General features: G+C 65.9%; 12 protein-coding genes. 4 read left to right on the top strand and 8 right to left on the bottom strand.

Annotation, left to right across the window (positions count from 1 at the left end):
* The first annotated feature begins 246 nt into the window (after positions 1-246).
* The 4 genes from Q376_RS21870 to Q376_RS0108165 are packed head-to-tail and all read left to right on the top strand — an operon-like array spanning position 247 to position 5,407.
* Positions 247-2,394, top strand: a complete 2,148-nt coding sequence (locus Q376_RS21870; RefSeq protein ID WP_052365067.1) for a TonB-dependent siderophore receptor — start codon at positions 247-249, stop codon at positions 2,392-2,394.
* Positions 2,391-3,536 carry an ABC transporter substrate-binding protein gene (locus tag Q376_RS21875; protein ID WP_052365068.1) on the top strand — a complete coding sequence of 382 codons (1,146 nt, stop codon included), beginning with the start codon at positions 2,391-2,393 and terminating at the stop codon, positions 3,534-3,536. Before Q376_RS21870 ends, Q376_RS21875 begins: the two co-directional genes overlap by 4 nt.
* Positions 3,533-4,624 carry a FecCD family ABC transporter permease gene (locus Q376_RS21880; RefSeq protein ID WP_052365069.1) on the top strand — a complete coding sequence of 364 codons (1,092 nt, stop codon included), beginning with the start codon at positions 3,533-3,535 and terminating at the stop codon, positions 4,622-4,624. The genes Q376_RS21875 and Q376_RS21880 overlap by 4 nt, the downstream gene beginning before the upstream one ends.
* Positions 4,625-5,407: an ABC transporter ATP-binding protein gene (locus tag Q376_RS0108165; RefSeq protein WP_027349908.1), complete on the top strand. Its 783-nt coding sequence runs from the start codon at positions 4,625-4,627 to the stop codon at positions 5,405-5,407. It abuts the gene before it with no gap.
* Positions 5,408-5,423: 16 nt separating this feature from the next.
* Here Q376_RS0108165 and Q376_RS0108170 read toward each other — a convergent pair whose 3' ends face one another.
* The 8 genes from Q376_RS0108170 to Q376_RS21885 form a co-directional block, all read right to left on the bottom strand.
* On the bottom strand, positions 5,424-6,119 hold the full coding sequence (locus Q376_RS0108170; protein ID WP_027349909.1) for a purine nucleoside phosphorylase YfiH/LACC1 family protein: 696 nt from the start codon (positions 6,117-6,119) through the stop codon (positions 5,424-5,426).
* Between the two features lie 16 nt (positions 6,120-6,135).
* Positions 6,136-6,978: an EamA family transporter gene (locus tag Q376_RS0108175; protein WP_027349910.1), complete on the bottom strand. Its 843-nt coding sequence runs from the start codon at positions 6,976-6,978 to the stop codon at positions 6,136-6,138.
* 18 nt (positions 6,979-6,996) lie between these two features.
* Positions 6,997-8,166 (bottom strand): ABC transporter ATP-binding protein, encoded by a 1,170-nt coding sequence (locus Q376_RS0108180; protein WP_027349911.1) that lies wholly within the window; start codon positions 8,164-8,166, stop codon positions 6,997-6,999.
* On the bottom strand, positions 8,163-8,741 hold the full coding sequence (locus tag Q376_RS0108185) for an ABC transporter permease (RefSeq protein WP_027349912.1): 579 nt from the start codon (positions 8,739-8,741) through the stop codon (positions 8,163-8,165). Before Q376_RS0108185 ends, Q376_RS0108180 begins: the two co-directional genes overlap by 4 nt.
* A 7-nt stretch (positions 8,742-8,748) precedes the next feature.
* The gene (locus tag Q376_RS0108190; RefSeq protein ID WP_043446868.1) at positions 8,749-9,666 is read right to left on the bottom strand and encodes a glycine betaine ABC transporter substrate-binding protein; all 918 of its coding nucleotides are present in this window, start codon (positions 9,664-9,666) and stop codon (positions 8,749-8,751) included.
* Entirely contained in the window at positions 9,663-10,391 is a 729-nt protein-coding gene (locus Q376_RS0108195) for an ABC transporter permease (RefSeq protein WP_027349914.1), read from the bottom strand. Before Q376_RS0108195 ends, Q376_RS0108190 begins: the two co-directional genes overlap by 4 nt.
* Positions 10,392-10,629: 238 nt before the next feature.
* On the bottom strand, positions 10,630-11,997 hold the full coding sequence (locus Q376_RS0108200) for a glutamine synthetase family protein (RefSeq protein ID WP_027349915.1): 1,368 nt from the start codon (positions 11,995-11,997) through the stop codon (positions 10,630-10,632).
* Between the two features lie 123 nt (positions 11,998-12,120).
* Positions 12,121-12,543 (bottom strand): ABC transporter permease (locus tag Q376_RS21885; protein WP_043446898.1); only part of this gene is annotated, 423 nt, incomplete at its 5' end.

Below are 12,543 nucleotides of genomic sequence, written 5' to 3' on the forward strand. Positions count from 1 at the left end.
CCTGTATTGTCCTTTGGTTTTAAGCGGGAATTAAAAAACTATTTGAACCAAGCGCAGCACTACCAAAGCAATCCAACAGCGCCACCGACGAATCAAACGAACATCGAATGCAATTGACACCTAATATCATTCGACATTAAGGTTGCGCGCCTCGAGCAGGCTCCACACCCGAGAAATACAAATCAACGTTTCAGTAACTTACGGAAAAGTTCCCAAGCCCCCGCACGCTTGTGGATAGCGCACCTTATGACCATCCCTGTTGAAAGATGCATCCTGGCGACGACAGCGCTCTTCGTTTCACTGCCTTGCCTGCTGCTCCCTGCGCTGGCCAGCGCCGAGGACCAGGAGGAAGCGCTCAAGACCATCGTCGTTCAGGCCCGTCGCATAAGCGACACGTCCCTGAGCTACCAGCCGCCCAGCGAAGCCTCGGTGAGCAAGCGCGATACCCCGACGCTCGAGATTCCCCAGGTGGTCACCACGGTGACCAACCGGGCGCTCACCGATCGCCAGCCCGCCTCGTTGGACGAGGCGGTCTCGACGATCAGCGGCATGACCCAAGCCAACACCCTGGGCGGTACCCAGGATGCGGTGATCAAGCGGGGCTTCGGCGGCAACCGCGACGGCTCATCGCTCAGGGACGGGCTGCGTACCATCCAGCCCTTCAACTACACGGCGAGCGTCGAGCGCATCGAGGTGATGAAGGGCCCCTCCTCGCTGCTCTATGGCATCATCGAACCCGGCGGGGTGATCAACGTGATCAGCAAGCGACCCGAACTGACCCAGCAGGCACGCCTTTCGACCCGCGCCAATTTCTATGGCCACGGCGCCTCGGGCAGCGGCCAGCAGATCGACGTGACCGGGCCCCTCGGCAACGACGGACTCGCCTATCGCTTCATCGCCGACTACGACGACGGTGACTACTGGAGAAACTTCGGCACCCAGCGCAGGACCACCATCGCACCGTCGCTGGCGTGGTATGGAGAGCGAACCGAGATCCGCCTGGCCTATGAGTACATCGACTACCACGTCCCCTTCGACCGGGGAACGCTGATCGACCCTTCGACCAACGAGCCGCTGAAAGTGTCTCGCCGCACCCGCCTCGATGAACCGTTCAACAGCACCGACGGGCGCAGCGACCTGGTGACCCTGCATCTCGGCCAAGCGCTGGGCGACGACTGGCGGTTGAACGTCGACTATGCCTACAACCGCGCGCTCTATGACGATTACCAGGCGCGGGTGATGAGCTATGACCCCGATACCGGCATCGTCAATCGACGCCTGGACGGCACCCGCGGCGCACGCAGCAGCATCAGCTTCGCGACGTTCAATCTCGCCGGCAGCGTCCAATGGGCCGGGCTGCGCCACGATCTGCTGTTCGGCAGCGACTACGAACTGCGCAAGACTTTCCGTTCCGACATGATCCGCGACAGGGAGCGCCGCTTCCTCGACGCCTTCGACCCGGAGTACGGTCAGACACCGCTGCCCTCGGAGGTCCAATCCGCTGAAAGCGACCAGACGGACTATCTGCGCAGCCGCTCGTTCTTCGCCCAGGATTCGATCCACTTCAACGAGCGCTGGATAGGCGTCGTCGGGGCGCGCTATCAGTCATATTCGCAACTGGCGGGACGAGGCCGCCCCTTCGTCACCAACACCAATTCCAACCGCGACGCGATGGTCTACAACCTGGGACTGATCTATCGCCTGACGCCCAGCACCTCGCTCTACGGCAGCTACACCGAATCGTTCAAGCCCAACTCGGTGCTGGCCTCAGAGATCGGCGACACGCCACCTGAACGCGGCCGCTCGTGGGAGCTGGGGGCCAAGTACGACGCCACGGGCGGCCTGACGATGTCGATCGCCGCTTTCGACATCAAGAAGGAAAACGTGCTGGTGGGTGAAATCATCAATGGAGAGTACCGCACGACCACCGCCGGAGGGGCGATCTCGCGCGGCATCGAGATAGATGCGACCGGCAATCTCAGCGACAATCTGAGCCTGCTGGCGAGCTACGCCTATGATTTCACCAAGGTGATCAACGACCCCGACTACGAGGGCAATCGGCTCGAGCAGGCACCGCGCCACACCGCCGCGCTCTATGGCGTCTACTCGTTCGGCAGCGCGCTGGGAGCACGCGAACTGAGAGCGGGGCTGGGCGCGCGCTACGTCGGCGAGCGCGCCGGCAACCCCGCCAACGATTTCACCCTGCCCAGCTATACCGTATCGGACGGCTTCATCAGCTACGATACGGCGTTCGGCCGGCACCCGGTGAATCTGCGCCTGAACGTCAAGAACATCGCCGACGAACGCTACTACACCTCCAGCGCCAGCAATCGCAATGCGGTGAGCATCGGTGAACCGCGACAGGTACTGCTGAGCGTGGGGCTGGAGCTTTGAGCCTGCGCGCGCCGGCTCGAACCGCTATCGCCGGGCTGGTGCTCGCCCTGGGGCTGGCGTGGATGCTGCCGGCGGCCGGGGGGCAGCGCCATACCGACCTGGCCGGACACCAGTTCGAGCTCAGCGCGGCGCCGGAGCGGATATTCCTCGCCCAGCCGCGCCTGCTCTATGCGCTGGCCGCGCTCGACGAACATATCGACCAGCGCCTGGTGGGCTGGCGTTCGAGCCTGGCGCTGTTCGATCCGTTCGCCTTCGACGCCCTGCGCGAAGTGATGCCGGGACTCGAGACATTGCCGACGCTGGGCGAGGTGCCGACGCCACCACTCGATGCCGAAGCGCTGGTCGGCCTGGCCCCGGACCTGGTGATCTTCAACCTCTCCGAGTACGGCGAACTCGCGGGCGGACGCCTGCTCGAGCTGCTCGACCGGCTGGAGATCCCTTATCTATTCGTCGATTTCCACCTCTCTCCGCTGGCCAACCAGCAGGCCAGCCTGGCGCTGCTCGGCGATGTGCTCGACAGGCGCGAGCGCGCCGAGGAGATCAACGCCTTCATCGATTCCCGTCTGGCCGAGATCGACCGGCGCCTGGCGGCGGTAGAGCAGCGTCCCAGCGTGCTGCTCAACATCGCGCCGGGGCTGCGGGCATCCTGCTGCCGCACCAACGCGCGAGGCGGCCTCGCCGACCTGCTCGAACGCGCCAAGGGGGGCAACATCGCCGATGCCGAGCGCCTCGGCAGCGACACTCCGCTGCTGAGCGCCGAGTACGTCCTCGACCGCGATCCAGAGGTGATCATCAGCACCGCGGCGACCTGGGGCTATGGCAACGAGGCCATTCGCGCCGGGTTCGGCGTCGCAGCGCAAGAGACACGCGCCGACCTCGAGCGCCAGACCCGGCAGCTGCCTGGCTGGCAGCACCTGCGAGCGATCCAGCAGGGTCGCGACTACGTGCTGTGGCACTATCTGCACCACGGCCCGTTCGCTTTCATCGCCTTGGAAGCGATCGCCGGCTGGCTGCACCCCGACGCCACCGCCGGACTCGATCCCCAGCGCGACCTCGATGAATTCTTCACCCGCTTCATGCCGATCGCACCACAGGGCACCTTCTTCACCGGTGCGACGACCGACATGGTGGAGCGCAGATGAACGATTCGCTGAGCACCGGCCCGAACCGCTCGGCCGCCCCCGGGGAGAAACGCTGGCAGCGCAGTGTCGATCTCCATCTCGCCAAGAACAGGCGAAGCCATCGGCTGATCCTGCTGACGGCGCTGCTGATGGTCATCGCCCTGAGCCTCGATGTCGCGACAGGACCGGGTGACTATCCGATCTCCGCCGTGATCAAGACGCTGCTGTCGCCCTCGTCGATGCCCCCGCTGCTGCAGGTGGTGGTGTGGGAAATCCGCCTGCCCATCGCACTGATGGCCGTGCTGGTAGGCGCCGCCTTGGCGATGGCGGGCGCCCAGATGCAGACGATCCTCGCCAATCCGCTCGCCGATCCTTTCACCCTGGGCATCTCCTCGGCGGCCAGCTTCGGCGCCGCCTTGGCGATCATCATCGGCCTGCCCTCGCTGCTCGGCGCCCAGCCCGGGATCGCCGCCAGCGCCTTCGCCGCCGCGATGATCGCCGCCATGGCGGTCTGGGCACTGAGCCGCCTGCAGGGGGTGAGCACCCAGATCATGGTGCTGATCGGGGTGGCGATCATGTTCTTCTTTCATTCGGCACTGGGGCTTTTGCAGTTCGTCGCTTCGAGCGAGGCGCTGCAGCAGCTGGTGTTCTGGACCCTCGGCAGCCTCTCGCGCGCCGACTGGAGCAGCGTCATCCTGCTTGCGCTGGCGATCACGATCACGGTACCGGTGTTCTGGCATTTCGGCTGGAGACTCACCGCGCTGCGGCTCGGTGAGCTGCAGGCCCGGGCGATGGGTGTGGAGGTCGTGCGGCTACGCCTGGTGATGATGATTTGCTGCGCCCTGTTGACCGCCACCTCGGTCGCCTTCGTCGGCACCATCGGCTTCATCGGCCTGGTCGCTCCCCACATCGCGCGCCTGCTGGTCGGCGAGGACCAGCGGCGCCTGCTGCCGATGTCGGCCTTGACCGGCGCGGTGCTGATGTCCTGCTCATCCTCGCTGGCGAAACTCCTGGTGCCGGGGACGCTGCTGCCGATCGGACTGATCACCGCGATGGTCGGCCTGCCGTTCTTCGTCTCCCTCGTACTGCGCAGCAGGAGGGAACTCTGAATGGCACTCATCATCGAGCGGCTCGAATGCACCAAGGCCGGGGTCGAGATTCTCACCGGGATCGGCGGCCTGCACGCCGAGGCGGGCCGTATCACCGCACTGCTGGGCGCCAACGGGGCAGGCAAATCCACCCTGCTGAGGGCACTGGCCGGAGTCGACAGGGCCGAAGGAAAGGCGAACCTGGGCGGGCTCGAGCTGTTCGACATGTCGCCCAAGGCGCGCGCCCAGGCGGTCTACTACATGCCGCAGGAAAGCGCACCGCGCTCGCTGATCACCGTGTTCGAGGCGGTGTTGCTGGCGCGCAGGACCGCATTCGATGAAGCGCTGCCAAGCGCCCACCAGGCGGTGGGAGAACGCTTGGAGGAGCTGTCGTTGACCTCGCTCAGCGAACGCCCGCTGGCGGCGCTCTCAGGCGGCCAGCGCCAGCGCGTCTCGCTCGCCCTGGCCGCAGTGCGTGAACCGAGGATACTGCTGCTCGACGAGCCCTCCAGCGCGCTCGACCTGCACCACCAGCTGCAGCTGTTCGAGTGGCTCGGCTCCAGCGCCGCTCGCAACGCCACGGTGGTGGTGGTGGCGATCCATGATCTCTCGCTCGCCGCGCGCTATGCCGATCACGTCTGGATGTTCGAGCCCGGAAACGGCGTGGTCGAAGGGACCCCGGCGCAGGTGCTCACCACGCAGCGGCTGCGCCGCGTCTACCATATCGAGGCGGAGATCGAGTGGCGCGAAGGGCGTCCAGCGACGGTGGTGCCGATCAGGGCGCTGCCGCCGGACGAAATCTGACCGTTTATCGCCGAGCTCACTGCGCGCGCGTCGGCCTGCCACCAGCGGGGTCGATCATGATGCAGGCGTACTGGTTGGTCGGCCCCGCCTCTCCCCGGCGGCGTCGATAGCTGTGGTAGCGAAACTCCCCGCGCTCGTCGCGGCTGCAGATCGTGCAGGCATCGAGGGCTTCCACATCGTCGATCCCGGCGGCGTTCAGCCGCGCTCGCGCGATCGCGCCGAGATCGAGGTGGCGATGGCGCGCAGCGATCAGGCCGGGGGCGAGCCACGGCAGCCGGGCTTCGAAACGCCGGACCAGCGCTTCATCGACCTCGTAGCAGCAGGGGCCGGCGGCGGGGCCGATCAGGCAGCGCCAGCGCGCCGGATCGTCACGTTGGGCGATCATCGCCACCGTAGACTCGAGCACGCCATCGAGCAGCCCGCGCCAGCCGGCGTGCACCGCCGCCACCGCGCCGCCGTCCTCGCGGGCGAACAGAAGCGGCAGGCAGTCGGCGGTGATCACGTTGACCATCACCCCAGCTCGCCAGGTACAGAATCCATCCGCCTCGCCACAGGCTTGGCCGGGTACTGCCACCTCGACCACCCGCACGCCGTGCACCTGGCGCCGGTCGAGCGATGGCTCGGCGGCGAAGGACAGCGGCAGCGGCCGCCGCGCGTCGCCGAAGGCGAAGCGAATGGAGGGAATCGAGGCGAAGCGGTGTCCAGGACCCACGGGATTTTCCCTCATCTCATCCTAACCGGGTGACGATCACCCCGGCGACGATCACCGCCCCGGCGAGCAAGCGTCCGGGAGGGAGCGGCTCCTTGAGCCACAGCGTCGCGATCAGCAAAGCGAACAGTACGCTGGTCTCACGCAGCGCCGAGACCAGCGCCACCGGCGCCTGGGTCATCGCCCAGATCGCGATGCCGTAGGCCGCCAGCGACATCACGCCGCCGCCGAGCCCTGCGGCCCAGTAGGGCTTGAACGCGCGGAACGTTCCGGGTCCGCGCAGCGCCAGGGTGACCAGCAGCATACCCAGACCATCGAGCAGGAACAGCCAGCAGACGTAGACCAGCACGTCGCCGGCGGCGCGCGCGCCGTAGCCGTCGGCGAGCGTATAGGCGGCGATGAACACCGACGTGGTCAGCGCCCAGGCCAGCGTCTCGCCACGTAGCCTGAGCCCCCCGCCGCCGCGCAGTGCCATCAGCCAGATCCCTGCGACCAAAAGCGCGATGCCGGCGAGGGTCGGTGCGTCGAGCTCGGCGTCGAACAGCGCCATCGACACCAGCGCCACCAGCAGCGGCGAGGTGCCGCGGGCGATCGGATAGACCTGGCCAAGATCGCCATAGCGATAGGCACGCACCAGGGCGAGATTGTAGCCAACGTGCAGTACGGCGGAGAACGCAAGCCACGGCCAGGCCACCTTGGGCGGCAGACCGGCGAAAGGCAGCAGCGCCAGCGCGGCCAGCATCGAGGCGAGCTGGATCAAGATGATCGCAAGCAGCCGATCGAGGCCGACCTTGACCAATGCATTCCAACCGGCGTGCAGCGCCGCCGCCAGCAGCACGGCGAGCAGCACTGGCGTCGTCATGCGACGCGCTCGGGCATCTCAGCCGACCTCGGCCGGGGAGTGGATGTTGGTCGCCGGCGCCTGGCCGCGCGAGCGCCCCGAGCTCAGGTAGCCGGCGATCGACTCCTGGGTCACCTCGCCGAGAAAGCCACCCTCCTCGTCGAGCACCGGCAGCCAGGAGGTGTTGTACTCGTACATCCGCGAGAGCAGCACGCGCAGGTTCTCGTCCCGGCCGGCGGTGACCACGAAATCGGCGCGGAACTCCTCGATCGGCGTCTCGGGATCGATCCGGCGAAGGTCGCGACGGCGAACGAAGCCGAGTGCGTGATTCGACTCGTCGCTGATCACCAGATAGCGCCGATCGTCCTCCTCCATCTGCTCGAGCGCTGCGGCCACCGTGGTCGAAGGTCGCACCGCCGGAGAATCGTCGGCGGCGTCGCCCGCGTGGACCAGCAGCAAGCGCTTGAGCGTATGGTCGGCGCCAACGAAGGCGCGGATGAAGTCGTCCTTCGGATGGGCGAGGATGGTGTCGGGGTGGTCGAACTGGATCAGCTTGCCATCGCGGAACATCGCCACCTTGTCGCCGAGCTTGATCGCCTCGTCGATGTCGTGGCTGACCATGATCACCGTCTTGTTGAGGGTGCGCTGCATGGTGAAGAACTCGTCCTGGATGGTGCCGCGGTTGACCGGGTCCACCGCGCCGAACGGCTCGTCCATCAAGAGCAGGGGCGGATCGGCGGCGAGCGCGCGGATCACGCCGATGCGCTGCTGCTGGCCACCGGAGAGCTCGCGCGGGTAGCGCGACAGGTACTGCTTGGGCTCCAGCGCCACCATCGCCATCAGCTCACGGGCGCGCTCGCGCATCCGTGCGGCGTCCCAGCCGAGCAGCCGGGGTACCACGACGATGTTCTCCTCGATGGTCATGTTGGGAAACAGGCCTATCTGCTGGATCACGTAGCCGAGCGAGCGGCGCAGCTCGACCTTGTCCATCTGCGAGGTGTCGTCGCCGTTGATCAGCACCCGGCCAGAACTCGGCTCGATCAGCCGGTTGATCATCTTCAAGGTCGTGGTCTTGCCACAGCCGGAGGGGCCGAGGAACACGCAGATCTCGCCCTCCTCGACGGTGAGGCTGACGCTATCGACCGCGGTGGTCTGCTTGGTGCCGTGCTTCTGCCCGAACACCTTGCTCAGTTTGTCGAGTTCGATCATTGCTCGATCCCTTTGGAGGTCAACAGACGCTGCAGGAGGTTCAGGAGGGTGTCGACCACGATCGCCAGGAGGCTGACGATGATCGCGCCGATCACCAGGAGCGGCACGTTGCTCTGGCCGATACCGTTGAGGATCAAGAGGCCGAGGCCGCCGGCGCCGATCACCGCGGCGATGGTCATCACCCCGATGTTCATCACCACGGCGGTACGCACACCGCCGAGGATCACCGGCACCGCCAGCGGCAGGTCGACCATCCACAGCCGCTGCCAGAAAGTCATCCCGATGCCACGCCCGGCTTCGCGGATCCCCGGGTCGACGCCGTCGAGGGCGATGTAGGTGTTGCGCAGGATCGGCAGCATGATCCCGAACAGCGCGATCGACGGAATCGTGATCACGACCGTGGCCACGGTCAGCAGCGGCGCGGCGAGCCAACGCAGGCGTACGATCAGCACCCCAAGCGGCACGCCGATCAGGATCGCGAGCCCGACGGCGATCCCGACCAGGTAGACGTGCTGCCAGGTCAGCAGCATAACCTGCTGCCAGTCCATGTTGGCGAGAGTGGTGGTGAAATCCATGGCGGCCTCAAATCAATCCGTGGCTGGAGAGGAAATCCCGCGCCACGCTGGTGGTCGATTGCTGCTCGATGTCGACCCGGGCGTTGAGCCCACGCATGGTCTCCTCGTCCAGCAGCGCGGAGAGCCGGTCCATCTGTTCACGCAGCTCGGGATGCGCCTGTAGATAGTCGGTGCGCACTACCGGCGCTGCGTTGTAGGCCGGGAAGTAGTTCTTGTCATCCTCGAGCACCCGCAGGTCGAAGGCGTCGATGCGTCCGTCGGTGGTGTAGACGATACCGCCATAGGCCTGCTGGTTGCGCAGCGCCAGATAGACGAGTCCAGGGTCCATCGAGCGCAGCTCGCTGCGCGAGAAACGATAGCCGTAGCGCTCAGCCATGCCCGGCAGGCCATCGGCGCGGCCGGCGAAATCGTAGTCCATCGCGAACAGGTGGAACTGATCGGGATGCGCTGCCATCCACTCGGCCATCTGGCTCATGGTGCGGATGTCGCCGTCGCGCTGGGCGATCTCCTCCGGCATCGCGATCGCATAGGTATTGTTGAACGAGGTCGGCGCCAGCCAGGTCAGTCCCTTCTCGCCATCGAGCTCGGTGACGCGCTGGTAGGAGGCTTCGGCATCGAGCACCTCCTCGACGTGGTTGTAGACGATCAGCGAGGTACCGGTGTACTCCCAGACCAGGTCGATCTCGTCGTTGAGCTGAGCAGGCCGCGTCAGCGCAGTGGAAAGCCCCCAGGTGACATCGACGCTGTAGCCGAGATGCTGGAGGTAGACCTGGGTCAAGGTCGCCAGCAGGCGCTGCTCGGTGAACGCCTTGGCGGCGACGCGGATGTTCGGCTGCTGCGCCTGGGCCAAGGGTGCGACGCAAAGCGCGAGCGCAGCCAGCGGCACCACCGCCAGCCGTGTCCAGCGAAGCGTAGGTAGACTCATACGACGGCCCTCTCGCTAGGCGCCTGGTGGCGGGAAAGGCGCAAGGTCAGCCAGGCGGCGAGGCCATCGAGCACCAGCGCCAGCAGGGCCGTCGCCACCGCGCCGAGCAGCATCTGCGACGGATCGTTCAAGTAGATGCCAGGGAAGATCAGGTTGCCGAGGCTGTTGGCACCGATCAGAAACGAAAGCGGCGCGCTGCCGACGTTGATCACCAAAGCGATGCGCACGCCGCCCATGATCACAGGCCAGGCGTTGGGCAGTTCGACCTGCCAGAGCGACTGCAACGGGCGCATGCCGAGCCCGCGCGCCGCTTCCTTGAGCGCCCCGTCGACGCCCGCGAGCCCTTGATAGGTATTGCGCACGATCGGCAGCAGCGCCGCGAGCCAGAGGGCGAACACCGCCGAGGTGCCGCCGATGCCGAAGAACGCCAGCGCGATCGCCAGTACCGCCATCGGCGGCACCGTGTTGGCGACGTTGAAAATCTGCATGAAGCGTTCGGCGCTCTTGCTCACCGATGGCCGGCTGAGCGCGATACCGGCGCCGAGACCAGTGATCAGCGCAGCGACCATCGAGCAAGCCACCAGCAGCAGGTGCTGGCCTGTGTAGTAGAGCAAGTCGGCGCGGAAACGGGCAATGGTCGACGGGCCGATCCAAAGGATCAGCAGCGCCACCACCGCTATGCCCAAGAGGCCGCCGAGGACGCGCCGCAGGGTGGGTGGGGTCATCTAATGCGCTCCTTCGCGATGATGTTATTGCTGTCGAACTCGCGCTCGATGAGCGTACGAGATCGCGGACGCACATTGGATTCTACACACAGCCTGCCGGTATAAATCAAATTTATTCAAACAAATCAAAAGCCGCCGAATTGATTATTGACCGTTAAGGAAAACATCACTCGACAGTGCTCGCCGCCAACAGCGCGACCGGTGCGCCGTTTTCAAAACCAAGCGCGGGCCCCTCGGCTCAGACCCGCAGCAGCAGATGCTCGCGCTCCCATGAGCTGATCACGCGGAAATAGGCGGCGTGCTCGGCGCGCTTGACCGCCAGGTAGCTGCGCACGAAGCGCTCGCCGAGCACGTCGATCAGCGGCTTGCACTCACCGAGCATGGCGAGCGAAGGCACCACATCGTTGGGCAGGGTGAGATCGCCACCGCTCACCGAACCGACCAGCGGCGGACGCGGCTCGAGGCGCTCGAGCAGACCCAGGTAGCCACAGGCCAGGGTCGCCGCCATCGCCAGATAGGGGTTGGCGTCGGCGCCGGGCAGGCGGTTCTCGATGCGCATGTTAGCGGTATCGCCGATCGGCACCCGCAGGCCGACGGTGCGATTGTCGTAGCTCCACTCGGCGTTGGTCGGCGCGCTGCCGCCGCTGTCGCTCGGCATCAGCCGGCGGTAGGAGTTGATGTTGGGGGCGAAGAACGGCATCGCCGCGGGAATGTAGCGCTGCAGCCCGCCAATGAAGTTGAGGAACATCCGGCTCGGCTGGCCGTCCTCGTCGGCGAACAGATTGTCGCCCTGCCCCGCCGCGCGAAGGCTCTGGTGGATGTGCATCGCACTGCCCGGCTCATTGGCCATCGGCTTGGCCATGAAGGTCGCATACATTCCATGACGCAGCGCGGTCTCGCGCAGGGTGCGCTTGAAGATCAGCACCTGGTCGGCGAGATGCAGCGGGTCGCCGTGCTGGAAGTTGACCTCCATCTGCCCCGCCCCTTCCTCGTGGATCAGGGTGTCGAGATCGAGCCCTTGCTTCTCGCAGAAGTCGTACATCTCCTCGAACAGCGGATCGAATTCGTTCACCGCATCGATGCTGTAGGACTGGCGCCCGGTCTCCTGTCGTCCCGAGCGACCGATCGGCGGTTCGAGCGGGTAGTCGGCGTCGGTGTTGGTCTTGACCAGGTAGAACTCCATCTCCGGCGCCACCACCGGCTCCCAGCCGCGGGCGGCATAGAGATCGAGCACCCGGCGCAGCACGTAGCGCGGTGATATCTCAACCGGCTCGCCGCTCATGTAGAGGCAGTCGTGGATGATCTGGGCGGTCGGCTCCTCGGCCCACGGCACCAGGAACAGCGCGCCGGGATCGGCGATCAGCTGCATGTCGAGCTCGGCGAAGTTCCAAAAGCGCAGGTCCTCGTCGTCCGGGTAGCCGCCGGTGACGGTCTGGATGAACACTGAGTCGGGCAGCCTCGGCCGGCCACCGCGCAGGTACTTGCCGGCCGGCATGATCTTGCCCTTCAGTACGCCGGTCATGTCGCTGACCAGGCACTCCACCTCGGTGATCCCGTGTTCCTTGAACCAGGCCTCGATGTCCATATTTCCGCTCGCTGTTTCCATGGTCGAATCCACGTCGCTCAGTCTAGGGCCGAATCGGCGTGGCCGGCCCCTCAAGAAGGTACTCGTCGCAGCCGGGCAGGCCCAAGCGCCCCACTCACCGCACCTCTTCTCACCGCACCCCTCTCACAACACCCCTTCGCGACGGCGCGAGCGCAGGGTGAAGGCAAGGCTCAAAAGCGCCGCGATCATCACCGCGAAGATCATCAGCGCGCCGATCGCGTTGATCTCCGGGGAGATACCCCGTCGGATCGCTCCCCAGATGTAGATCGGCAGCGTCGCGCTCTCGGGCCCCGAAGTGAAGAAGCTGATCACGAAGTCGTCGAACGACAAGGTGAAGGCCAGGAAGAAACCCGCCACCAGCGCCGGCTTGATCGCCGGGATGATGAAGTGCACCGCCCGCTTCCACGGACTCGCGTAGAGGTCCTTCGCCGCGTCGAACAGCGAAGCGTCGAGCCCGACGAAGCGCGAGTACACCACCAGCGCCACGAACGGCAGCTGGAAGGTCACATGGGCGATGATCATCGTCGTCATCCCCGGTCGCAGCCA

The organism is Halotalea alkalilenta DSM 17697 (assembly GCF_000621205.1).
Classification (GTDB): Bacteria; Pseudomonadota; Gammaproteobacteria; order Pseudomonadales; family Halomonadaceae; genus Halotalea; species Halotalea alkalilenta.